This is a genomic window from Sphingobacterium spiritivorum (assembly GCF_016725325.1).
Classification (GTDB): Bacteria; Bacteroidota; Bacteroidia; order Sphingobacteriales; family Sphingobacteriaceae; genus Sphingobacterium.
This window is the reverse complement of record NZ_CP068083.1, coordinates 3,943,697-3,970,100: the sequence shown is the minus strand read 5'-3', so window position 1 is coordinate 3,970,100 and position 26,404 is coordinate 3,943,697. Positions and strand designations below refer to the sequence as shown.

Genomic DNA, 26,404 nt, shown 5'->3' with positions numbered 1-26,404 from the left:
AATCTGTTATGGAATTATAGAAAGCTCTGCATCCGTTACCAAAAATTGTACGTATTATTATAGTAGTAAGTCTTTAAAAGCGGATTATGAAAAACCTGTTATTAATTATCATTGCCTTATTCCCTCTTTTTGTAAAAGCACAAAAGAAAGAAAGCTCGCCCAAATGGAAAAAAGTAGAAGAGCTGATCAACATCAAAAACTATGAACAGACGCTACCGATACTAGCCGATATCAAGGCAGAAGCCCGCTCATCAAATAACAGTCCGGAGTGGGTTCGTACTTTTCTGGCTGAAAACAGAGCACATACCATCAACCAGACTACGGAAGCTTCTTTTAAAGTACTTCAAAACCATTTTAAAAATAATATTAAACAGGCAAATCCTCTTGAACAACAGGTTCTGACAAATTTCTATGCAGTATTCTTATCTGCGAACATCCATCAGCTACTGGAAAAGAGTGCGATTGTACCGGTACAGAGAGCTACCGAGCTCTATAAAATAGACTCCATATTCAGACAGTCCTTAGCAGATAAAGAGAGGCTGCTGAAGGAAAAGACTGAAGACTGGGCGACACTTCTCACTTCTTCTCAGAATATAGAACTTTCGCCTACCTTATACCACTTATTAGCTTATAATTATCTGAGTTTTCTGGATGGACAGCGTGATCAAAGCTTAAAAGTTGATTCCTTTAAAAAAGAAATCACAGCGGTCAATATAAAATATCATTATGACAACGCGAATGCCTATCTCCAATACCTGAATGTATTAAACCAGAGTTATTGGGATATGAACAATAATTACAGCAGTATCAAAAAAAAGCTTGACTCCACTTATTCGGATTACAATGCATATGTAATAGCTTCCATTGCCCGAAATGCTCCGTCTAAAAAAGAAGCTGTAACATTATTGAAGAGCTCATTACAAAAATATCCAAACAGCCCGTGGCTGGGTAATGTAAAACAAATCCATAATGCTATGACTAAAGCTGAAATAGACATTAGCCACCCTACATTCGCTCCTGCAAATCAATATACACCGATACAGATTAAGCAACGGAATGCAGACCAATTGTATATCCGGGTATATAACAGAACCAATACGCCCAAAAAATTCAGACAATTTAAAGTCAACAATGATTCTTTAACAAATTTAGTAACATTCGATGGTCAGCTGGTTTATGAAGATAAAGTTAGCCTAAAGGTATTTGATGATTACGAAAACCATACTACTATTTATAAGCTGAATCCTTTTTCAACAGGAAATTATACAGTACTGGCATCCAATAATCCTGATTTTAAAGATGATGGCCTTTATCTTACCACAACATATTCTGAACTGACAATTAGTGATCTGTTTGTTTCAGCCACCAAAGAGAAAGAGGATGAAAACAAGTCCTTATCGACTTATAAAGTATTACTGATCAACCGTATTTCGGGTATTCCTTATGCGAATAAAAAAATAGGAATATATCAGGATAAAAGAAGAGAGCTCATCCGTATAGGCGATAAGAAAACAAACTATGCGGGTGAACTTACATTTAGCAGCAAGGATGATCTGAGCGATTTTCAATTATACATCCCTGAAGAAAACCAATTAGTAGATCTTCTGGAACTTAATGATGTAGAAGATCATACCAGAAGAGGACAAGAGGAAGAAAATAACGGGGAAAAAATAAAGAGTCTGATCATGACGGACCGGTCTATTTACAGACCTGGTCAGACCGTATACCTCAAAGCCATTCTGTATAACAGTGCGGTACTCAACGGAAAAATCATGGCTAGTGAAAAAGTAAAGCTTTACCTAAAAGATGCAAATAATCAACTGATAGATTCGCTATTGCTCCATACAAATACTTTTGGCTCTGTAAATGGAGAATTCCGTTTACCGGTAAAAACTTTGAGTGGAAATTTCAGAATTGAACTTACACATAACGGACAACAGCTGGAATCCGATTATTTCAAAGTAGAAGAGTATAAACGACCAACTTTTAAAGTATTTTTTGAACCGAATAAAGAAACATACAGCAGGACAGATACGGTAAAGTTTGAAGGAAAAACAGAAACATTATCCGGGGTTTCTTTGCCACAAACTACTATCCGCTACTCCTTGAAAGTAAGGGATCACAATAACTGGAAGTATATTTTAACATATGACTCAACGACGGTTGCAGACCAGTCCGGCAAGTTCTATATCTCTTTTCCGTTAAGTCTGGCCAGTTTAAAAAGCAGCAGAAAATTTGGAATAGAGGTAACAGCTGAAGCAGTAAATACCACCGGAGAGATGCAAACTGCAAGCGCAAATTACAAATATGCGGATAAGCAAAGAGCACTCTCTCTGGAAATCGTTCCCAATGTCATGGTGGAGGGAAAATGGAAGGAAATCAAGGTTAATACAACTAATCTGAATTACCAGCCTTATGCTTTTGCGGGAGAAATTGAAATTTATCGTATCAAAAAACCTACTGTCATTCTTCCGGATTACCGATCCTACAACAATGAGCAGCCGGAATACCACCTGTTTACAGCAGATGAATATGAAAAATATTTTCCTAACACATTTGACCGGATCAAATTTGAGAATAAAAATAAGGAGCTGGTAGGAAAATATCATTTTGATACGCGTGACACCAATATTGTATTTATTGACAGCACCCGTTTTCCATATGGTCAGTATGAAGTCAAGGCATTTACAGTGGAAGGTCAGGACACGGTAAACTCTTCGTATATGGTTCAGATCTTACACCCGCAGACATTCAAGACAAGTAATTCAGATTTTTTAATCACCAAATTTGATAAGAACACATATGACCGTAATGAAAAAGTGACCTTACAGCTTCAGACAGATTTTATGGATGCAAAAGCCGCTTTTTTATGGGAAGTTATCGGCGGATCCAAGCAACCTACGAAAATCATTCCGCTAGACAAGGGTAAAGGACAATATACTTTCCAACTTGACGGAGACCGAACCATAAATCCTACGATATTGCATATTGCACTTATTAAAGATAATAAAATACAACTCCTGACACAGAGAGTACCGGTGCTTACTTCTGACAGAAATCTGCAGATAAAACAACATACATTCAGAAACAAGATAACGCCGGGACAGAAGGAAAAATGGAGCTTTACCATCGCTCAAAAAGATAAACAGCTTCAAACAGAAGTACTCGCTACGATGTACGACAGTGCGCTTGATATGTTTACACCTCATTCTCTGCCAGGTCAGTTTAACCTTCAATATCCATATTTTTACGGATTTAGTTTTTATCATCTGAGTCAGGAATTTGGTCAGACATCAGGATCTCTTTTAAGCCGTTACAACAGGAAACAGGATACACTAGTAAACGATGACATCCCTCAAATCCGTAATTACGGATTATGGAATACACGAATATTTTTCAATTATACCACAAGAAAATATACTGCCAGAAGTGTTGTTTCCAATATGATGATGTCAAATGATAGTTCTTTACAGGAAGTCGTTGTAGCCGGAGTGGCTGCCGGTGTGCAGATCAGAGGCACGTCTTCAGCCGCACCCGAAGCACAATCTCCTCTGTATATAGTTGACGGAGAAATTATGGATGCCTTTAACTTACAAAGTCTTAAAGCTGATAAGATCGATAATATGGCTGTCCTAAAAGGAGCTGAGGCATCTGCATTATACGGATCCAGAGGAATGAATGGTGTAATAATTATTACCACAAAAGAGTTTAAAGCCAAAGAAGAAAAAATGAATACAGCTCAGGTGCGCACCAATCTGCAGGAAACAGCCTTCTTCTACCCTACTCTGTACACAGATAAAGATGGTCTCGTATCTTTCGAATTTGACAGTCCGGAAGCACTGACAAAATGGAAACTATTGTTATTTGCTCACGGACAGCATCTGGAAGCAGGATCAGCCACTTTTATGACACAGACACAGAAAGAGCTGATGGTCAGCCCTAATGTACCGCGTTATCTGAGAAATGGAGATCAGATAACGATCAAAGCTCAAATTCAGAATTTAGGCAAAAATACATTGTCCGGTGATGCAAAAATAGAGATTATCAATCCCGAAAATAATCAGGTGATATCCACAGCTTTTCTGGATGACAAAGCTTATCAGGCATTCAGTGTATCAGCCGAAAATAATACAATTGTGGAATGGAAACTAAAAGTTTCAACCGATATTCCTGTCGTACAGATCAAAATAGTAGCGGCTACAGATGCTTTCTCTGATGGAGAAGTACATGAACTACCGATACTTTCCAATAAGATCCTGATCACAGATACAGAGAAGATCATACTCAAACCGGAGCAAAGCAAAACTTATCAGGTAGCTTCATTTGGAAAAGACAATCTGTTGACCAAAATTCAGATTCAGAGCAATCCTATTGTTGAAATTATTGCAGCTTTAGATTACCTAAAAAATTATCCTTATGAATGCAGTGAACAGTTGAGCAGCAAATGGTTTGGGTTGAAAATGATCCAATATGTACAGAAGTACTACCCTGCCATATCTGATTATTTCAAAGCATTAGACCAGGAGAACAGCAAGGGTAAATTAGAAGAAAACACCAGGCTGAGCACATTGACTCTGGAAGAAATGCCGTGGCTGCGCGATGTGAAGGGAGAGCAACAAAAACTCAAAGCACTGGCGAAGTTATTTCATTCGGATATTGCATCAGAATTAAATGATCTGGAAAAAAAGATTATCAAAAATCAATTACCAAACGGAGCATTTTCATGGTTTGAAGGTGGAAAAGAAAACACAGATATCTCGATTCGTATTCTCGAAATATTTGGAAAAGTACTCTATCTGGACAAAACATTAGTCAGCAATACGATTCAGAACAGCTCTAAAAAAATAGTGAGTTATCTGGATCAGGATAAGAATCTGATCAGTGAGAAGAATAATGTTGAACAAACGCTAAGCTACCTCTTTGCCCGCCATTATTGGAATGCCTATACTCCCGGAAATAAAATCGAACTGGAAAAACTCAGTTCCAAATTGGCCAAATCAGCAGAAATTACAGCCAAAGGCTCAGCAGGATCTGCTGCTAAAGCCTGGATTGTAAATCAGTTATACGGAACAGGAACACAGGCCGACTTTATCAAAAACCGTATAAAACAGGAAGCTATCACAGATTCTGCCAAAGGTATGTATTGGGAAAGTAACAGCAGACGCTATAATGCGACCAGCCTGCAGTCTTATATGACAGAAGCTTATAAACTCAATGACCCGGACAAGCTTCGTCAGATCAGTCAGTGGATCTATTATAATAAACAGGCCAACCATTGGAGAACAACCTGGATGACTGTGGATGCCATCTATGCACTGTTACTGGCAAATAACCCTGAAGAATTTTCTATGGTCAATACCACCGAAGTAATGATCAATGAACAAAAAACTGAGATGGATGAGCAGGTACTTGGGCAGATCAATAAAGAAATTCAAAAGGATGATTTAAAAGGCAATCAGCACATTACTGTTCGTAATAACAACACCAGCAGAACGGTTTACGGTGGTATATATCATCAATATTTTGTTCCTGTTGAAGAAATTAAAGCGACAGCCAACAGTCTGTCTGTTTATAAAAAATATTATGTAGAACGGGCCGGAAAATGGGTGGAAAGTACAAGTTTCAATCTTGGAGAGAGGGTAAAAGTCAGACTGACTATTATCAATGATACTGCACTGGAATATGTACATATCAAGGACAATCGTCCATCCGGAACAGAGCCGGAATACCGGGCTTCAGGCTATCAATGGAGATCAGGCTATTATTTCACAATGAAAGATGCTTCAACAAACTATTTTTATGACATGTTGCCAAAAGGAAGACATGAGCTAGAATATGAGGTCAAAGCGAATAATATCGGCGTATTTAATGCCGGTATCAGCACAGCAGAATGTATGTATGATCCTTCTGTGAATGCCCGCTCAGAAAATCTGAAAGTAGAGATTAAGTAGTAACCCGAATAAACCGAAGCAATCTGTCCGGACAGATTGCTTCGGTTTTTACGATAAGATATGATTCAATTAGTTTTTATCTGCAAATATTTACCCGATAGCTACGAATATGGATCACCTCTTTATAAGCTTCTATAGTAGTCATACATTTATTCTGACGTTATACAATACAGGAGACGCTTTTTAAATTGAACATAACTTAATATAACTTTTCAATGAAAAATCTTTTAACCTTTTTCCTGGCAGCCTTTTCGCAATATACGATTGCGCAGACCCTCACGGACTGTTCCTCTTGTGCTACGGAGATCATTAAAGCAGATCAGATCAAGGAATTGAGTGTAGATGAATTACGTTATTTAACAAATGATCTTTTTGCCCGCAAAGGTTATGTTTTCCAGAGTTCTGAAATAGACAGCTACTATTCAAACAAAAGTTGGTACAAACCGGTTAATGCTAATTATACATTGGAATATAATAAGGTCGAAAATCAAAATATAAAGATCTTTCAGGACAGAACTAAAGTCCTTCTGGCCGAAAGAGCACAACTGATTGCAGAACTTAAAAAACTCAAGTCACTGGTGATGAGTAAAAATAAGGCTGCTCTTCAAAACCAGTTTGGTTACAAAACGGAAGACAACAACGATTACATCCTCAATGTTCTTGACGAAATTTTTCTGGATGATATTCATTGGTTTAAAAATGAAGGTTTGTACAAAGTCACCAAAGATAACGGAGATATAATCAAAGAATATACCTTACAGATTGTCGGTGATAGCATCACATTCAATTTTAGTCTCCGGGGATCTTCTGATATCGGCAATGGCAATACGATTTATCCGACAACATTCAGTCCGGAGTCCAGCTACATATATGTGTTCCACTTTGCTCAGGGGAAAATAAAATTTGACAAAGTAATCGTAGCAGGATAAATAAGTAATAAATTATACCATAGACAATCATATTTTAAAAAAATAATTATGTACAAATACTCACTTTTCTTATTTATCGCTTTAGCTATGCTGAATAATTCGCAGGCGCAGACCATCAGCAACAAGTCGAGGTCAAAAATAATAGCAGCCGATTTTGAACGAATAAAAGATGCTATCCCTAAAATGGAAAATCTGTATCGACCAGGGTCTATGAAGATAAAAGCGCTGCAAAGCAATGATAGTATTGCTGCTTTTCAAATTGAAGAAACAGCATATGGAGATGATTTCGTTGCTGACAATCAGAAAGAATGGAAAGAACTCATTTCACCTGCAAGAAAAGTAGAATATCCGTCCAGTATTTATATGCTTATCAGCTATACTCAGAAAGATAAAAGCTTAAGTGTGAAGCCTCCTAAAAAGGATTTTTATTTTCCGGACTATGGCGTAACATGGAACCTGACCGTTAAGAAAATAAAAGAGAAACAAACGGAATTGGTACTTACTTATGAATCTCTTTCACCGGAGTTTAAACAAAAGATAGATAAGGAATTTAAAGGCGATATATATTTCAAAAATGTGATCAATAAAATAGTCGTAAATGATAAAATGCTCCCTATCATTGAAAATTTACTGATAAAGGAACTCCGGGTCGACAGAGAGTCCCCGGCGCCAATGGCAGTACCCCGTACATCAAATTAACCGGAGTAAAATCTATTGAACAACATATAAATTACTTCATTCATTTATATTGCATTAAAAACTAACGCTTATGCAAACCGTATTTAAATCAACAATCGTATTGGCCGCAGCCGGCCTGTTGCTTTTTGCATCCTGCAATTCGGACTCAAAAGACAATAAAAACAGAATCCGTGTGAGCGGAGAGGGAAAGATCAGAATTATGCCTGATCAGGTCACTTTAACTATAGACGCCGGTTTTACTAAACCACGTATGGTAGACGCTGTACGCGAAACTCAAAATACGGTTGACTCCGTGATTGCTATTCTTCAGAAATACGGTAGTAATAAAGAAGATATCAAGACCAGCAGTGTGTCTGCCAATAAAGCCTACGAGTATATCAATAACAGCAATAAATTTGTCGGATACCAGGCGCAGCAGACTATCGATTTTGTGTTGCACGATCTGACTAAGTTTACGGAGCTGACAGGTAAATTGCTCGAAACAAAAATCAGCGGTATATCCTCCGTTCAGTTCAATCATTCCAAAGCAGACAGTATCTTACGTGAAGCTGACCTGATCGCTTATGATGATGCATTAAAATCTGCTCAAAAACTAGCCAAACGTGCAGATGTCGAAATTGGAAAACTGTTGTTTATTTCTAATGATGGCAGTGCTCCTGGTGATCCGGGAGGTTACCAGACCAGAATGCAACTGGAAACATTTAATAAAGCTTATGGAGGTGCCGGATTTAAGATCGCTCCTGAAGTACTCGAATTCAAACGTAATATCTATACCGAATTTGAACTGAAATAAGCCAAATCTGTTACTTAAACATTTCCTTTCATGATCGTGAAAGGGAATGTTTAAGTATTTACATGTAATACCTCTCCTCTCCCATTTCTCCTGTTGGAATTAATACATAAAACAGTAGATCTCAACTGTCGGTCGCTATTTATAGCTACAGACAGCAACTGTCAGCAATCCGTATTCCGTTCATAAGCTCTCATATCCTTCAATTCAATTTGTACATTCCTTGTGAATTAAATTTTAAAACACGTATTTCGTATACGCTATATACTGAATATTAAAATATGAACAGAACTTATACTTCCAATCTGACAAAAAGTGCATTTGCAATAGTGTTTTTCCTGATTAGTATCCCGATTTATGCGCAAAACACAAGTCCCATCAGGGATGTATCTAAAGCAACATTAACCGCTATTCTGGAAAAAAACAGACATTATTATATTGATGGAAAAGTTGCCGATTATATTCCCGAACTGAGTAAGATGGATGCAAAAGCTGTGGCTATTGCGGTAGTAAATGAGAAAGGAGCCCTGATCGGAGCAGGTGATATACATAAAAAATTCACTATGCAAAGTATCTCAAAACCTATTGCACTAATGGTCGCGGTCTTGGAAAATGGGGAAGAATCTGTCTTTAAGAAAATGGGATACTTTGGTACCGATAAACCATTCAATCATTTTTCAAATCTGGAAACAATGGGCAAGCCGCTGAATCCTATGATGAATGCCGGAGCTATTCTGACTACGTCTCTTATTTCAGGCGAGGGACAAGTTCCCTTTGACAAAATATTAAACATGGTACGTTATATCACGGACAATCCTACACTGGATTACAGCAAAACTGTATATGCTTCTGAAAAAGAAACCGGGCACCGTAATCGCGGAATGTTCTATATCATGAAAAATGCAGGATTGATTTCAGGTACTGAAGACCAGCTGGACAACTATTTCCGCCAGTGTTCTATTGAACTGACAACAGAAGATCTGGCCAAAATAGGCTATTTCTTTGCTCATCAATGTATACGTTTTGATGGTGACCAACGCTATAAAAACCCTGAAATGTCAAAATTAATCCAATCACAGATGCTGATTGCCGGAATGTATGAATTTAGCGGTGAATATGCCCGTACAGTAGGATTGCCCAGCAAATCGGGTGTAGGTGGCGGTATTATGATAAGCGTACCTGATGAAGCTGGTATAGCCGTCTTCAGTGCTCCTCTTGACAGTCATGGTAATTCTGTAGCAGGCTATCATATGATTCTGGATCTGGTAAAACAGTATAATCTGAGCATATTTTAGGAAAGGATCCTGGACTTTTCAACTACTTATTTTATCTGTTTTTTTACTTCAAAATTATCGGAGAATAAATTTTGAAGTCATAAAGGAGAAATAATTCATGAACTTCCATAGGGCTTGCTGGTACTTTTTTGTATTTTAGCAAGCGCATATTTTTTCTGTATTAGTAGAATATCGATCCTGCTTTACGCGGAATTGACGATATGCTAAAACGCTAAATCATCAGATATAACCCTATGAAACAACTATTTGCTACTGTACTCTCCTTTTTAGTAATGAATATCGCTTTTTCTCAGAATACAAGGACTGAAATTTATGTAATTGGGAATATTCATGATAGTGTCCCCAATTATAATCCCGCCATATTACTTGGAATGCTGAATACGATAAAGCCGGATATCATACTGCATGAGGTGGATAGCGAAGGTATGAAAGATTATGAAAAAGGCGGCTTTTTTAAAGGAAACGAAATCCAGGCGAGTAATATGTATGTAAAACAGCATCCAAATACGTTGCGGTTTCCCTTTGATTTTGAAGGCAGAAATAAATACCGTAAAGCAATGGGAATGGTTCCTGCTGATAATCTATCCGTTCAGCTTATAGATAGTCTTTATGAGGCAAAAGCACTTACAGATGAAGAAGCTGTTATCTACGAAACTTTCAATAAAATCACAAATGATCTCATAAAAATTTCGACCCTATCAGCAGAAAATTTTAATAATAAAAGAACGGATAGCATCTCAGAAATGAGGCAAAATTATCAGTATAAAGAGTTGCTCAAGATCACAAATTCAAGACCCGAATTTTCGAAAAAGTATGTCGTAAAGCCTGATGGAGACAGTATAAACTACAAAGATGGATTCAGATTAATGTCCGGTTTCTGGGATTTGCGGAATCAGACAATGGCCAAAAATATTTATAATATCGCGAAAAAGTACCCCAACAAAAAGATTGTCGTATTAACAGGTTTTCTGCACCGGTATTATTTAATAAAGGAATTGGCCAGACTAAATGACATCAACTATGTAATTAAGGAGTTTTACGAAAGTAATAACTAATACAAACTGCTTTCCAAAGAAAGCAGTTTTATTGTTAAAATGCTTATTTTATTTAACAATATTACATATATTTGCTATATATAGAAAGCAACATGGAGACATTATTATTAGAATTTCAGACAAAAATAGCACGTATATCCCTGGATATACAACGTTATCTTGTTCATCAAATGGATCTGAATAATCGTCTTATTGTGGTAAAAGGGGCTAGAGGCGCCGGAAAGACAACCTTGCTTCTGCAACTGGTAAAACTATATTTGCCGTTACAATCCACGCTGTATGTAAGTTTAGATCATATTTATTTTTTTGAAAACAAGTTATACGATCTCGCAAAACAGTTTGCTCAATTCGGAGGGACACATTTACTCCTTGACGAGGTTCACAAATACCCCAACTGGTCCAGAGAGATAAAACTTATTTACGATAACTTTCCTGAGCTTAACGTTATCTTCACTTCATCTTCCCTACTCGAAATTTATAAATCCGAGTCAGATTTGAGTCGCAGAGCTGTCAGTTATTATCTTAAAGAGCTTTCCTTCAGAGAGTTTATCATATTTGAAACAAAAAAAATATTTCCCGTTCGTTCGCTTTCAGAAATTTTAGAAAACCATAATGCTATTGCTACGGAGGTTTTAAATGAACTAAAACCCTTACCGTTATTTGAAAAATATCTAAAAACTGGAGCTTATCCTTATTACAAAGAGAATGAAGATCTATATATTCAGAAATTACAGAACACGATTAATCTGATTATTGAAATAGATATCAATGCAGTAGAAGATTTACAATATGACACTTTAGTGAAGCTAAAGAAATTGCTCATTACTGTTGCTTCAAGTGCACCATTTACACCCAATATTACTAAACTAAGTGAAAAGGTAGGTGTTTCCCGTAATATGCTGGTACAAAGCATAAAAATTCTGGAACGTGCCGGACTGGTTAACGAATTGTATAAAGATAACTCCGGAATCGGGGTATTGACCAAACCTGAAAAACTATATCTGAACAACAGCAATCTGATGTATGCACTGGCAAAAGAAAATACCAATATAGGAAATGTCAGAGAAACGTTTTTCTTAAACCAATTTAAAGGTTTGCACGAGATAAACCTTTCAGAAACAGCAGATTTTCTGATTGATAAAAAATTTAGGTTTGAAATCGGAGGTAAAAACAAGACCAAGAAACAAATAGCAAATATAGAAAATGCTTATGTTGCCAAAGACGGTATTGAAATAGGTTTTGGAAATATCATTCCGGTATGGCTTTTTGGTTTTATGTATTAGTATCGCTTTACAGGGATTCCAATAAATCGTATGGTTCAGAAGTATTTAAACTGCCACTGAACTCATCCTTCCAAGCATTAAAAAAACAAGCCCCTGATCCGAAAAACGGACAGGGGCTTATTTACTTACTTTTCAAAAGGCTCCGTTTAAACCGGAAACACCCTTCACACAAACATTCTATGCTGCAGGATATGCCTTCCGGTCAAAGAAAAAATGACAATCTTTATGCTTTCTCAAAATAGTAGAAGGCCATTCTGTATTAATCGGAGAGTTCAGTGTATGTTTTACAGCTTCTCTTTTATGCTCTCCCACCACTACACAGAACAATTGATCTGCTTTCATAATGGTCGGGATTGTTAAAGTAAGTGCATACTTAGGAACATCTGCAATACTGGCGAAACACTCATCAACGACCTGTTGCATACGACAGACCTCATCCAGCTCAACCTGTTTGATAATATGGCTATCTTCAAAATCAGCTACAGGTGGATCATTAAAGGCAATATGTCCATTCTGACCTATACCAAGACACACCACATCTATAGGTGCCAGGCTGATCAGTGCGGATATCCTTGCGATCTCCTCTCCTGCCGGCTGATCCGGATTTATGAAATATTTCCTCTTCGGATGAATATGTCTGAATAATCTGTTTTCCAGATAATTTGAAAAAAGCTGGTGAGCACCGGTTTCCAGTTCCAGGTACTCGTCCATATTAAACGCTACAATTTTTGACCATTCAATTTTTGTTGATTTAGCAAGGTAATCGAGCATAAAATCCTGTGAAGGGGCAGCAGCAAAGATTACCCGGATCTCATCCTTCTTTGTTTGCAATTCCACAAGTGCGGCTTCTATAGCCTGTCCTGCCCGTTCACCTATCTCCTGTGCAGTATCGGCAACATCAATATTCAATTTCTCTAAAAGCATATAATCACTATTTAATAAAAAATTACGTTCCTCCTAACTATTGTTTTACAAAACGAACACTATCAATCACAATTTCCTGTTCTTTAAGATCAGAAGGCATTTGTCCGCGGAACAACCACAGATTTAGTTTCAGCTTCTCGTTCTTTTCTTTCGGAATCTGCTTTCCGGTATAGGTCCATTCATGTATTGGCTGGGATAAGCCCTTGCTATCCGTATAGCTGCTGGCAAAAGCAATATGCTTCTCCTGCCAGTCAAAGAAATGTACTGTTTGTCCCAGATCCGGAACAATATCAAACCGCACTTTATTTCCAGCTATTGTAGACGGTTGCGATACAAACTGTGCATTTACATTATCCGCAACAGACCATTTCGAAAACTCGATATCGATCTCTTCTTCATCATTCAGGTATGTAAAAAGTCCGGCTACAACATTCTTATCCAACTGGTTGACATCCGAGCCAATATAAAATATGTACTTACCATATCCCATAGACTTTTTAGCCGTCACACCGGCACAATACCAATTTCCTCCCTCCTGTCTTATCTTGAGGTGTAAGCGATTTGTCCCATCTACCCAGACATTTTTATCTGAATCTGAAAACCGGTTCGGTCCGGGACCTTCTGTTTTGTTATTTGTAGTACGAACAATCCAATCCATACCTGAAAAACTAATCACCCGGTCCGTAGGCACAACAGGTTTGTCCACCTCTACAGATGACCCTCCGCAATTGACCAGAAATACGACAAATGCAAGGGCGCTGAATTTTAAGCTATACCATTTCATATTACTTCGCTATAATATTGATTTTGATATCTTCCAGCACAGCACCAGCCTTATCACGGGCAGTCAGCATCAGCGTCTTCGTTCCTAAAGTCTCTCCGTTATGGATAAACACGATGTTTTTAAGATCTAAGTCTAACTGCGTAAAACGGCTTCCTTTTTTCAGCACCTCTGCACCTTTAATAAACCATCCGAAAGCAGGCAGTTCATCTATAGTATAGATAATATCACCTGCCGATGCGCCATCTACTTTAAGATTATCATTAGAAAGCACGTACATTCCACCATTGCTGACTTCAAAATCCTGTTGCTTTTCCAGCACCAGTTCCGAATCTCCGGTCGCCAACGTGGCAATCAACATCGGTTTAGCCAATGTAGGATGTTCCTTAGATGCGATTTCATCCGTTTCATCAGAACCTGCCTGACCATCCAGCATAAACGATTTTAATCCGGTAGGTTTACGTTCTTTATAATAATCCGTAAGGTCAAATTTGAATGTGCTGATTTTACTTGTCTTGATAGATGCAATACGTGGGGATGTAGGGAACACGGCATTGGTGAAATTCAGCGAAGCCTCTACCCACGAAGTACTAGGTGTCTCAAACAAATTGAGGTCTACCCCTTTTGCAGCTGTAAAAGATACGGCAAGATGTAATTGAAGATCCGTGACAACTCCTTGTTTTTTGAAATCTGCGAAGTCAAACATCAGAAAAGCTTTACGGTCATAGTCTCCGTTATTACTTACATTCTTGATTTTCAACAACGTATTAGTACCAAAGTTTTTGGTTGATTCAATTCCGCCGTTGACATAGCTATCGTGCTTTGGAAAAATAGTATCCTGCAACAAATTCGGATTGACAGCATTGGCATCACCCGTAGGTGCAGAATAGAAAACAACAAAATTTACAACATGAATAACACCGTTATCAGGAACCAGATTAGACGTCCGGATCTGCCATTGCCTGTTTGTACCTTCATTGATCAGTCCCACATATGTACTGGTATGTGACAAGTACATAATCTGGCCGTTTTCTGTAGTATAGGCTATCGGTCTGTTGCTTGGTGCTAAAGCCGGATCATTAAAATTAACCACACTCTTGACAATATGGTAACGCAGTATATTTTTTAATATAGGAAGCGGAATAGCAGCTATGGTAGCATATCCATTCTCCTTCAGATAGGCTGTAAATGCCTGATTATTCGGAACAATAAACGTTGCCGGAGTCGCCCCTTCATAGAAGGATGCAAACTGAGTCCGTTCTACAGCCTCTGCAAACATGGAAAGAGATTCATTCCCTTTTATATAGGCCAATGCAGACATATTCAGTTTACTGTTATCGGGAGCATGTTCGTAGTCAAAGTTTTCCTGGATTTCACAACTGAAGAGCAAAACCAATATACTCATCCCCAACAGGGAATGCGTAATTATATGTTTTATCTTTTTCATATGATTACTTATAAAATTCATTTTGGTTAAGGTTAGGGTTTCTGAGAACAGCACTCTCATGAATAGGCCACACGAGATTACGCTCATCTGTAAGACCATTTATAGGTTTCATTGTGGAGATTGCTTTACCTGTACGTACCAGATCAAACCAACGGTGTCCTTCAAAACACAATTCGATCGAGCGTTCATGCAAAACAGCATTCACCAGACTACCGTACAGATTGTTTGCAGAAGCCTCATCCATGACCGAAAGTCCGGCACGGCGACGAATACGATTCAAGAGTTCCAATGCTTCCATTGGCTGCTGCAATTGGGCATGCGCCTCAGCTTTCAACAATATAATATCTGCCAATCTTGTCAGTACGATATTATTGGAAGAAGGGTCTGCACTCTCATCATTAAAGCCCTGACCGAAGAATTTCCAGATTTTGCGGGGTTGTACTTCCGTCACATCATAGATACGCGCTTTACGCAAGTCTCCGGGTTCTATAGATGCAATACAACGCGTACTTGGCACATAATCACTATCTGAACCGATAGCGTACAATATCCGCAGACTGTTTGTTTGTGTCTCGTTGTATCCAACCTCGAAAATACTTTCCGTACTGCTACCTTTTACGAAGATATCATTCCAGTCACTCATAGCTACCAGACTATATTGCGGGTCTCCCAGTATACTCTGTGCTGCAGCAATTGCTTTGTCGTATTTCTTTTGCCACATATAGAGCTGTGTCAGATAAGCATAGGCAGCACCTTTGGTTATCAGTACACGGTTACGTGCTCCGGTATAACTGCTTGCGCAGTTTTCAGTAGCAAAGATCAGGTCCTCCTCTACTTTTGCCAATACCTCTGCGGCCGTATTTTGCTTTACAAACAAATCCTGCTCCACACTTTCATAAGGCTCCGTGACAAGAGGAACATCACCCCAGATGCGTACCAAATAGAAGTAAGCAATTGCGCGCAGGGCATGCGACTGTCCCAGTAATTGTTTTTTAAGTTCACTCTCTCCCTCACCAAATACCTGTGGGGTATATTTAATAGCATAATTTGCACGTGATATCAGTGTGTAAAAATTATCCCATCTTGCCGAATTGATGATTGGAGTAAGAACATTCTGTTGCAACGCAAAGGGATCACCCGAGTGGCGGGTAATCACATTATCTGCACGACCTTCACCCCAATAGGCGAAATTCAACCGAAACAGGGATTGCATACTGTTATATATACCGTTGACACCAGCTTGTGCATCACTCGGTTTCTTATAATAACCTTGTCCCGAAAAATTACTGATCGGATCCTTATCCAGAAGTGAATCTGAACAGGCCGTAGTCATCAGCAATACGAAACCGGCAAATATATATTTAAAAGATCTTTTCATGGCTAATTAATTAAAGTCCAAAGATTAAACCGAACATATAGGTACGACTCTGTGGATACGAACCTTCATCCAAACCGACACGAAGTCCTGAATAAGAGTTTACATCGGGATCAAATCCGGTATATTTCGTCCAGGTGATCAGGTTAGTGGCTGTCACAAAAGCATCCAGCTTACGCATTCCGATCCTTTTTATCCAATCCGATTTGAAGGAATACCTCAGGTTAACATTTTTCAGTTTGATGTATGAGCCATCTTCTACCCAGCGGCTCTGTACTCTGCTGTCCGATTGTTTTGGATCATCACGGATCAGGCGCGGAAAGTCTGTGACATCCCCCTGTTGACGCCACCTGTTCAGGGCATCTGTCGATAAGTTGTTGTACCGTACAATAGAATTACGCTGATGATTCAGTTCACTGTAAATCTCATTGCCTACAGAATATTGGAAAAATACATTCAGATGGAAATTTTTGTAACTGAAATCATTGGAAATACCTCCGAAATATTTAGGCTCCGCATAACCGATAATTTCTCTGTCATCCTGATTGATGATATTATCATTGTTTACGTCTTTCCAGATCGGATCTCCCCCAACGAATACCGGACCATTAGCTCCATTGGTAACTCCGTTGACGTTATCTTCGTCACGGGAATAAACACCCTGAAAACGCCATCCATAAAATACACCTATCGGCAATCCTTCCTGCAGAATATGGAAATTACCATTCTGTATATAGCCGTTGGTCAGCAGGTTTTTAGGTAAGGATGTTATTTTATTACGGTTAAGACTGACATTAATATTGGTATTCCAGGTGAAAGCACCTTCCAGATTGCGTGTCTGTAAACTAAATTCAAGACCGCGGTTTTCGATAGAACCAATATTCTGTGTTATGTATTCAAAACCTGTAGTGCTTGGAATAGGCACATTGTATAATAAGTCTTTTGTTTTCTTCAGATAAGCATCTGTAGAGAACATAATCCTGTTATTGACAAAGCCTAACTCCAAACCTAAGTTATATTGCTTAGTGGTCTCCCAGGTAAGACTTGCATTAGGCATTACTGTTGGTGACGCACCAGAGAATTCCAGATAATTGGTACCTAAAGTAAATTCGCCTCGTGAAGTGTAATCACCTATGGCCTCATTTCCGGTACTACCCAGACTGAAGCGAAGCTTACCATCACTCAACCATCCCAGATCTTTCACAGCCTGTTCTTCCACAAAACGCCATCCTGCCGAGGCGGAAGGGAAGTAACCAAATCGCTTGTCACGTCCAAAACGGGATGAACCGTCCGCACGTAAGTTAAATTCTAACAGATATTTACCTTTGTAATCGTAAGTCGCTCTACCAAAATAGGAAAGCATAGCATGCTCTGAAGCCACGTTAACACCTTGATTCGAAATCACGGAAGCAGCATTCAACGTACGGATATCATCACTTGGGAAATACATTCCGTCTAATCCGGTACGGTCATAACGCCATTTCTGAAAACTCATACCCAGTACAGCTCCAAAATTGTGTTTGTTGTCAATATTCTTGGTATAGGTAAAATAACTTTCATTACCCCATGTAAGATTGCCGGAAGAACGCACACCACCTGTATTGTACCCCTCGCGGTAATCCAGGATAGAAGGCATAAATTCATCTTCCTTCATAGCAATGTAATCTAAATTCACATTACTTCTGAACTTAAGGTCTTTATAGATATCGATTTCCAGATATTGACTACCGATAATACGGTTACTCTTGTTGAGGTTGGTGGCATAGAGTGCCATCCCTACCGGATTACGCTGACCGATCATGTAGCCGTTCAGAGATCCGTCCGGCAGATACATAGACATATTAGGCGGGCGCACCAGCAAGCTCCGGATAATACTCAAATTGCCCGATCCTGCTGCATTAGTACGGTTATTTACCGCATTCGTATACGATACACTCTGTCCGATACGGATACGATCAGAAATATTGAAATCTACATTTAGACGGGAAGTGAATCTTTTGTAATTGGAATTGAGTATGACTCCGTCCTGATCCAGATAAGAGGAACTCCAGGCATATTTGGTTCCCTGGTTACCGCCCCGTACAGAAAGATCTATTTTATATTGCTTCGCACTTCGCATCAGCTCATCCTGCCAGTCCACATCTCCGTTGTTCATCGGATTTAAGGAATCAATAAGTGTATAATAAGGATCTTCCGGAACTATCATTGCGTTGTAGGAATCCAGAACAGCTTCGCGGTATTGTCTTGCATTCAATACGCTTAGCTTACGTGTCAGCGAACTCACCCCGGTGGTTGCATTCAGCAATACCTCTGGTTTACCCTCCGCACCACGTTTAGTGGTAATCATGACCACACCATTCGCAGCTCTTGAACCATAGATCGCTGTTGATGCTGCATCTTTCAGGATTTCCATAGAGGCGATATCACTTGGGTTGATATCTGCAAGTGGATTCAAACCAGAATTTTCAGTACCGTTCAGAGAAGAGATAGAATTTGACTCTATCGGAATACCATCCACGACAAAAAGCGGATTATTTCCGGAGTTGAGTGAGGAGTTACCACGTACACGAATAGTCATCTCTCCTCCTGGTGCTCCTGAATTAGAGGATACCTGTACACCCGCTGCCCGTCCCTGCAGAATAGATAAAGGATCCTGTAATGTGGTTTTCTCAATTTCGCTTGCCCCTACAGACACTACAGAACCGGTCAGATTCCGTCTTTTCTGCCGGCCGTATCCTACGACAACCGTCTCTTCCATAAGCGTGGAAAGGCTGTTCAAAGAGATGTTGTACACATTACGGGAATCGACCTTTATGGTCTGACTGGTATACCCTAAAAATGAAAAAACCAGAGATTGCCCTTCACGGACATCTTTTAAGGTGAAATTACCGGAATTGTCGGTACTGATACCGGAGTTTTGCCCCATGAGCAAGACGCTCACTCCCGGAAGAGGCTCTTGGGTAGCTGCATCAATAACTTTTCCTGAAACCTGTTTTTGCTGTGCAAGTGTTACGCCCGGAACGGACATCACCAAACTCAAAAACCAAATCATCAGAAAAAAGGCACGATTGCTCCCTTTTGTTTTTTGATGGTTAGTAATAAATATCATAATTCAGACTTTAGTTTATAGCATCTGTTATTTAGTTTAAGCAAGGTAGATAAAAAACAAATTCAATGCAAATGTTTGCATAAAAAAACTTAAAATATTTAAATAAATACATTTAAAACTAAATAAACACACAATTGTTAATGCAAATGTTTGCATAAAATTACAGACATCACACAGTTTGAAATACGCAAAATTTGAACTAACTTCGGCAAAGCAAGTATAAAGGAAGTCAATATGAAGAAATCAGACGCGTCGCGCATTACTATAAAAGATATCGCAAAGGAGTTGAATCTCTCCACCGCTACCATTTCCCGCGTCTTGTCCAATCACCATGCTATCAGCGAAAGCACAAAAAAACTGGTCAATGACAAGGTGAAAGAAATGGGCTTTGCACTGGATCCTATTGCTTCCAGTTTCAGAAGTAAGAAAACAAAATCTATTGGAGTGATCTGTCCGCGAATCGACATTGACTTCCATTCCAAGGTGATCAGCGGAATCGAGGACTACGCCTACAATCAGGGATACCAGATCACTATTTTCCAGTCGCAGGACTCTTATAAAAAGGAAAAGGAAATAGTAAAGATGCTGGAAACCTCCCTTGCTGCCGGCATTATTATTTGTCCTGCTTTGGAAACGAATCGGTTCGATCACCTCAAAAAAATCGACAAATCCAATATTCCACTGGTATTATATGACCGGAATACAGATAGTCTCAAAGCAAGTAAAGTAGTGATTAACGACTTTGAAGCTTCCTATACTGCAACTCAGCACCTTATACAGCAAGGCTGCAAAACAATAGCTCATATTTCGGGTAATCAGAATGTGGACATCTTTAAATCCAGAATGGAAGGTTTTAAACAGGCACTGACAGATCATCAGCTACCTGTACACCAGGAATTGATCAAGGAGACCCGAAATCTCAGCTATGATGAAGGAAAAATTCAGGCTGAAGCTTTACTGGAAGAAAAGATAACGCCGGATGGCATTGTCTGTGCCAATGACTATACCGCTGTTGCAACAATGAAAGCATTCCGCAATAAAGGTTACAAAATACCGGAAGAGGTTGCTATCGTCGGATTCAGTAATTACCCTATTTCCGCCATTATGGAGCCGCAGATATCGACCATAGATGACAGTGCATACGATATGGGGCGTGTTGCGGCCAAAATACTGATTCAACAAATAGAGGACAAAGATATGCAGGCACTGGACTATCAGGAAGTCGTGATAAAAACAAAGCTTATTATCCGGGATTCCTCTGACAAGGGGATAAAATAAGCTTTGTTTTAGTAAATAGTTCGCTTTAGCGTTTCCAGCTTTTCAAACGAAATCCGTAAAAACTATAGAATATTAAATAGGCATAACACGGCAACAATACAACATAAGCTTCCTTGAGGCCGATTTTATCTGCAAAAAAACCGTAAAACATAGGCATAATGGCATTGCCACAAAGTGCCATTACCAGCAGAGAAGCTCCTATCTTGAGGAATCGACCTAACCCTGATAAAGCCAGTGGCCAGATTCCCGCCCATATCATAGAATTGGCGAATCCGAGCAACACCAGAAACCACACGGAAATATCTGTCTGATATCCCAAAAAAGAAATCTCTCCGGAAAACAACATAATCGCCATGGATAACAGCAGGCCCAGTGTCGTACATATACGTAAGGCTGTGAGCTGACTCAGTACTTTGGGCACCATTATAATACCCAGAATATATCCGACTATTGTGGCCGTAAGCGTGTAAGCCGGGAATGTCTTGGCTTGTGCAAAGGACAATCCCGAATGCTGTCCGTACGCAATAATACTATCTACAGCAATCACCTGAGAGCCTACATGAAAGAAAATAGCAATACTTCCAAGCAGAAGGTGCGGAAACTGCAATATGCTTGTTTTCCCGGATTTGACCAGCCCTTCCCCCTCCTTTTCTTCTTCATCCGTATGAATTTCGGGTAAGGGAGAGAATTTAACCAACAAACCCAGTAACACCAGAATACCAGACACGACAGCATAAGGCACCACTACTCTGGCCAGCAAAGTTTCAATAGCTACGGTCTTTTGGTCGGGAGACAATGTAGACAAACTGTCTAACATACTCTGATCTTCCGGACGCAACACAATAGCGGCAAACAACAAAGGCGCTATTATACCGGCCAGTTTATTACTGATCCCCATAATACTAAACCGCTGTGCAGCACGCTCTTTATCTCCCAGGATGGTAACATAAGGATTGGCGGCCGTCTGCAAAACAGAAAGTCCGATACCCAGCGTAAAGAGGCCTGTCAAAAACAACGGATACAGTTGCATTTTCCCTGCCGGAACAAAAAAAGCTGCCCCTATAGCCATGATAAAAAATCCAATCATCATTCCCCGTTTAAATCCTACATAGCGCAGAAGATATCCCGAAGGAACAGACATCAGCAGATAAGCAATATAAAAAGCAAACGCGACCAGATACGACTCAAAGTGATTCAGTGTAAATGCGCCTTTAAAATAAGGGATCAGTATCGCATTGATCCAGGTTACGAATCCAAAAACAAAGAACAACAATACAATGATACCAATGGAAACGGCCTGATCCCGTTTGGAGAGCGTAGCGACAGCTACGGATTCATGTTTATTTTTCATGACTCCCCCCTGCTAAATCCGGTGACACAGGCAATCCGCCACGCCCCTGTTCATCAAAAGCTCTGAATAACATTCCTTTTACATAAGGTACAGGCTTGCTGTATATTGGATCTGTGTTTTCAGGAACTGCTCCGTTTTCAGTATAACGGACTACAAATCCCGGAAGTTCCATATTGACATGCATTTTATTTGCCAGCTGTCTCACTCCGGGCGTAGGAATACGGTATTCTACGCCCAGATGCTGCAATCGTTTTAATTCCTGCTGTCCGACGATAGAAAAGAAATGCTTTACTTGTTTTTCATACTGAACTTTTGAGGCTGCACTTTCACCATCTTGCTCCCACACGCCAGGCTTTGCCCAGGCTCTCTCACTAAATGCAAGCAATCTGGGGAACAGCATACGTTCCATTTCCTTTTCGGATTTGATGGTTTCGGACCACAGCAGCGCCTGCAATCCTACGATATTGCGTTCTCCTTCCGGTGTCAGTTTTTCTGCACCCGCCAACACGCGCTCAGGTAAGGGTCTCCCCAGCCAGTCCTGTTTCTGATTACTCAAATAGTGAAACGGCACAAAGCTGTATGGCTTTTCCAGATCGATAAAACCTCCCCAATAAAAACCTTGCTCATCAAACTGTTTATGGTAAGCCATATCGAAATAAAAATTGCTCACAAAGGAGAGCTTTACCTTGTATCCTGCATTCGCCAGACGATAGGCCAAGTCTTCATTTCCACCGAGATTATTCCATACATTGAGATGAATCCCTTTATCCTTAAATCCTTTATAAGGAATCCATTTTTTCTTTCCATCCTGAGTAATCTTTTGCATTCCGACTTCTTCCCAGCCCGAAAGAAGCAGCCCTTTATTCTTCAGCATAGTGTACAGCTTGTCAAAATGACGAAGCCACAGATCTTCTGTACTTTTTATTGCAGGATCTGTCTGTTTTAATTTAGCAAAAGCCGGTGATCCCTCCCAGACACCATTCGGCACCTCATCTCCTCCAAAATGAATAGTTTCCAGTTCCGCACCAGCCTTTTTATACATAGCGATAACATCGTCCGTCACCTGCTCGAGGAAAGTGTACACCGACGGCATAGAAACGTCCATGACATTATCATTCCACTTCTGTACCGAGCGGAATACGGATGAATCTCCTGATGACTGCAACAGGAAAGCTTCCGCACTGGCTTTGTCTCCGCTTTTCAACAATTTACGATAGCGGCTGTTCATTGCCTGAATAGCAGCACGTGCGTGTCCCGGAGTTTCAATTTCAGGGATCACTTTAATATGCCTGCGTTTGGCATATTGTAAGATCTCAATAAAATCTGCCTGACTGTAATATCCGCTTCCACGTCCCTTGTCAGCAAATGGACCGGATCCATACGAAGGCGGCAGATTATTGTATTCCTTTCCTTCTTCCCAATGTGCCCTGTGTGCACCCGTTTCAGTCAGTTCGGGAATAGACGGGATTTCCAGTCGCCAGCCTTCATCGTCATTCAGGTGAAAATGAAAGGTATTCAGTTTATAGAGCGCCATTATATCCAGCATCTTAAGGATCTGCTCTTTAGTTTGAAAATTGCGGGCAACATCCAGCATCAAACTCCGGCTGCCAAACCGCGGCTCATCCGTAATGGTAACTAAAGGCAGTACGATTTTGGAACTTACCCCTTTGTTGTAATTCGCCGGATCAATTAACAGCTTTAAAGACTGTATACCGTAAAAGAGTCCTGCTTTTGCAGAAGCTTTTACAGTGATTCCCCTGGACGTGACCTCCAGTTTATAAGCCTCATCTCCCAATCCGTCTTCTTTCAGCAACCGGATATCTTTTACCCCGGAAGATGTATGGACAGCGGTTTGCGCAGCAATACCGAAGTAGCTTTTCAACGTCCCGGAGAGTAGATCGGCTTCATCCTGAAATCCTTTGTCATAAGAAACATGAAGCTTCTTTTTAAGTGTATAGGTTCCGGAATGCCGCTCCATAGATACAGGCGATGGTAAGATCTGTCCGCGCTGTAATACTTCATTCTGCTGATAACGCAGATTTTTTTCATATAACATATCTGCATTCATTTCCTTATCACCTGCAACCCTGAAAAACGCTTTCTCATCTGTTGGCGGCATATAATTCACCGGGCCCAGCGGTTCCAGTTTAGCATTGTCCCAACGAAGATAAAATCCCTGAGGAGCATCATTATAATTTACAACCCATGATTTGGAAACCATTGTATAGGTGACCTTCTCCCCCGGCTGCAATTCTTTTCCTCTGGCATTAGGAAGGAAATAAAAGTAGTCACCGTTTATATGAACAGCATCTAAGGGTTGTGAAGAATCGACGGGTTCCAGCAACCGGATAAAATTAAAATACAAACGCCAACCCTTCCACGGAAAGGGTTTGTTACCTGTATTTTGAATGGTTAATGTCGATAGTGCCTGCTCCTTGCCATCATAATTGTTCATGAGTGGCTGCCAGCTCACAGACAACGGATAGTTATTTTCCGTTTGTCCTTTGACAGTATGCACCGTCAGCATCAGGAAACAGGCTATAAAGAATAATTTCGTTTTCATGATTCTTGTTTTAATTCTTACCCAATCTGTTTAATCGTGCTTCCAGCAATCTGATTTTACTGTTACGCAGTTCATTTTCCTGCTGTATCTCTGTTGTGTACATAAAATCAGCATTTAGTTTTTTAAATGATTTATCAAGCTTTTCATCCCGAAGCAATTTTAATTCAGCTTTCAGATGCGCTATACTGTTGGGATCAAAATTTGGATTATTCAGCGCCATTTCAATATCCATGTACCGCAGGTAACGTTGTCTGATCTGTGCCATCAGGATATAATGTGCAAATTCATTCTTGTTCTTTTTAGGCGAAAGCGATTGCAACTCCTTTAAGACCCAATCCGCACTGTCCTTCATTTGTGTGATGGAAACTGCCTGCGAACTGATAACGCCCTGATTTATTTCATAAGGGTTTGCACGAAGCGCATTCCAGAATCTATCGGTTTCATGCTCTCCGAATCCATACTGATTAGTTCCGTATTGCTGTATAAACGCTTTGATATCGAGCGGTTGCTGTGTGCGTAAAGCTGAGAAATAAGCTTCAATCAGCATATTAAATCCGGATAAAGGATACACGCGGCGTATAGGATACAAGTCAACCAGATCTTTGGGACTCTCCCATGTACTGCCGTAAAGTCCTGAAGTAGACCAGGAAGTCATGATCATGCCTTTGTAACCAAACTGCCTTGCCAATGGAATGAAATCATGTATATTTTTAAAATGCTTTTCCCACTGTGTCAGAAAATAATTGTCCGGATGACTGCGCAATGAAGGTGCTCCCCAGATTTCGTAACCCGAATGCAACAGATTACTATGCTTGCCAAACATATCTACATCCCAGCCGTAGTTCCAATCTATGAAAACAGTTTCCTTAGGAATGCCTTGCAGTGCATCCGGATATTTCATGGCTATATCCGCCCATACCACAGGTTTCTTACCCAGCTCTACGACCAGCTGACAGAGGAGCTTAATATAATCTCCGTACAACCGTCCCTTTCCAACCGCGGCAACCTTAGCCTGCGATTCTTTAGAATGTCCCAGCAGATACGTTTCATCTCCTCCGATATGGATATATTCGGATTTATGTGTGCTGATCAGATCTTTGTACAGATCCGTAAAAAGGGCTTTTGCTTCCTTTTCTTTCAGTGGATTGATCTGCGAATAGTCTTTCTGATCTTCACGTAAATCTTTGTAGCGGTAATGACGCAGGATATACTCTACATGTCCGAAACTTTGCTGTAAAGGAATTACATCTATTCCCATATTCTCGCAATAATCTACAAATTCACGTACTTCTTCCCGGGTATAGGCAAACTGATTGGGAATCAACGGATGATTTTCAAAGGGATAGGTAGCTTCCCATTCCATAATCAGGGTATTGACACCTCCGTCGTGTAGCTGTCTGGCAAATTTTTTCAGTGCCGGCATTTTCATAACCTGTACCCGCAGGTCCAGGTGAAAACCACGAACGGCAAAATCAGGATCAATCTTATCTGCAAAAGAGAACAGCTGACTCATGATTAAGAGGGTGAAAATTAATAAGTACTTTTTCATAGTAATACGTTTATTCGTTTATAGC

At 39.9% G+C, this 26,404-nt stretch carries 16 protein-coding genes; 8 read left to right on the top strand and 8 right to left on the bottom strand.

Features of this window, described 5'->3' with window-relative positions:
• Positions 1-86 precede the first annotated feature (86 nt).
• From I6J02_RS16525 to I6J02_RS16495, 7 genes are all read left to right on the top strand, one after another.
• On the top strand, positions 87-5,951 hold the full coding sequence (locus I6J02_RS16525) for an MG2 domain-containing protein (RefSeq protein ID WP_201678934.1): 5,865 nt from the start codon (positions 87-89) through the stop codon (positions 5,949-5,951).
• A 215-nt stretch (positions 5,952-6,166) separates the two neighbouring features.
• Entirely contained in the window at positions 6,167-6,880 is a 714-nt protein-coding gene (locus I6J02_RS16520) for a YARHG domain-containing protein (RefSeq protein ID WP_201678933.1), read from the top strand.
• 48 nt (positions 6,881-6,928) lie between these two features.
• A complete protein-coding gene (locus tag I6J02_RS16515) occupies positions 6,929-7,579 on the top strand; it encodes a transcriptional regulator (RefSeq protein ID WP_201678932.1) in 651 nt (216 codons plus the stop codon).
• Between the two features lie 70 nt (positions 7,580-7,649).
• Positions 7,650-8,372, top strand: a complete 723-nt coding sequence (locus tag I6J02_RS16510) for an SIMPL domain-containing protein (RefSeq protein ID WP_201678931.1) — start codon at positions 7,650-7,652, stop codon at positions 8,370-8,372.
• A 278-nt stretch (positions 8,373-8,650) separates the two neighbouring features.
• Positions 8,651-9,664, top strand: coding sequence for a glutaminase A (gene glsA, locus I6J02_RS16505; RefSeq protein WP_201678930.1), 1,014 nt, complete (start codon positions 8,651-8,653; stop codon positions 9,662-9,664).
• A 233-nt stretch (positions 9,665-9,897) separates the two neighbouring features.
• Complete coding sequence (locus tag I6J02_RS16500; protein WP_201678929.1) at positions 9,898-10,719, top strand: hypothetical protein; 822 nt, start codon at positions 9,898-9,900, stop codon at positions 10,717-10,719.
• 92 nt (positions 10,720-10,811) lie between these two features.
• The gene (locus I6J02_RS16495) at positions 10,812-12,002 is read left to right on the top strand and encodes an ATP-binding protein (RefSeq protein WP_201678928.1); all 1,191 of its coding nucleotides are present in this window, start codon (positions 10,812-10,814) and stop codon (positions 12,000-12,002) included.
• A gap of 177 nt (positions 12,003-12,179) precedes the next feature.
• Here I6J02_RS16495 and I6J02_RS16490 read toward each other — a convergent pair whose 3' ends face one another.
• The 5 genes from I6J02_RS16490 to I6J02_RS16470 are packed head-to-tail and all read right to left on the bottom strand — an operon-like array spanning position 12,180 to position 19,638.
• The gene (locus tag I6J02_RS16490) at positions 12,180-12,926 is read right to left on the bottom strand and encodes a 6-phosphogluconolactonase (RefSeq protein ID WP_201678927.1); all 747 of its coding nucleotides are present in this window, start codon (positions 12,924-12,926) and stop codon (positions 12,180-12,182) included.
• 37 nt (positions 12,927-12,963) lie between these two features.
• Positions 12,964-13,710, bottom strand: a complete 747-nt coding sequence (locus tag I6J02_RS16485; RefSeq protein WP_201678926.1) for a glycoside hydrolase family 16 protein — start codon at positions 13,708-13,710, stop codon at positions 12,964-12,966.
• Position 13,711: 1 nt separating this feature from the next.
• Positions 13,712-15,154 carry a DNRLRE domain-containing protein gene (locus tag I6J02_RS16480; RefSeq protein WP_236582070.1) on the bottom strand — a complete coding sequence of 481 codons (1,443 nt, stop codon included), beginning with the start codon at positions 15,152-15,154 and terminating at the stop codon, positions 13,712-13,714.
• A 4-nt stretch (positions 15,155-15,158) separates the two neighbouring features.
• On the bottom strand, positions 15,159-16,532 hold the full coding sequence (locus I6J02_RS16475; RefSeq protein ID WP_201678924.1) for a RagB/SusD family nutrient uptake outer membrane protein: 1,374 nt from the start codon (positions 16,530-16,532) through the stop codon (positions 15,159-15,161).
• A gap of 10 nt (positions 16,533-16,542) precedes the next feature.
• Entirely contained in the window at positions 16,543-19,638 is a 3,096-nt protein-coding gene (locus tag I6J02_RS16470) for a SusC/RagA family TonB-linked outer membrane protein (RefSeq protein ID WP_201678923.1), read from the bottom strand.
• A gap of 234 nt (positions 19,639-19,872) precedes the next feature.
• Between I6J02_RS16470 and I6J02_RS16465 the strand changes: the two genes are divergently transcribed.
• The gene (locus I6J02_RS16465; protein WP_201678922.1) at positions 19,873-20,916 is read left to right on the top strand and encodes a LacI family DNA-binding transcriptional regulator; all 1,044 of its coding nucleotides are present in this window, start codon (positions 19,873-19,875) and stop codon (positions 20,914-20,916) included.
• A 25-nt stretch (positions 20,917-20,941) separates the two neighbouring features.
• Here the strand turns inward: I6J02_RS16465 and I6J02_RS16460 are convergent, their stop codons facing one another.
• From I6J02_RS16460 to I6J02_RS16450, 3 genes are read right to left on the bottom strand one after another with little or no spacing between them, the layout of a single operon-like run.
• Positions 20,942-22,267 (bottom strand): sugar MFS transporter, encoded by a 1,326-nt coding sequence (locus tag I6J02_RS16460; RefSeq protein WP_201678921.1) that lies wholly within the window; start codon positions 22,265-22,267, stop codon positions 20,942-20,944.
• Complete coding sequence (locus tag I6J02_RS16455) at positions 22,257-24,830, bottom strand: family 20 glycosylhydrolase (RefSeq protein WP_201678920.1); 2,574 nt, start codon at positions 24,828-24,830, stop codon at positions 22,257-22,259. Before I6J02_RS16455 ends, I6J02_RS16460 begins: the two co-directional genes overlap by 11 nt.
• A 10-nt stretch (positions 24,831-24,840) precedes the next feature.
• Positions 24,841-26,379, bottom strand: coding sequence for a beta-N-acetylhexosaminidase (locus I6J02_RS16450; protein ID WP_201678919.1), 1,539 nt, complete (start codon positions 26,377-26,379; stop codon positions 24,841-24,843).
• Positions 26,380-26,404: the final 25 nt, after the last annotated feature.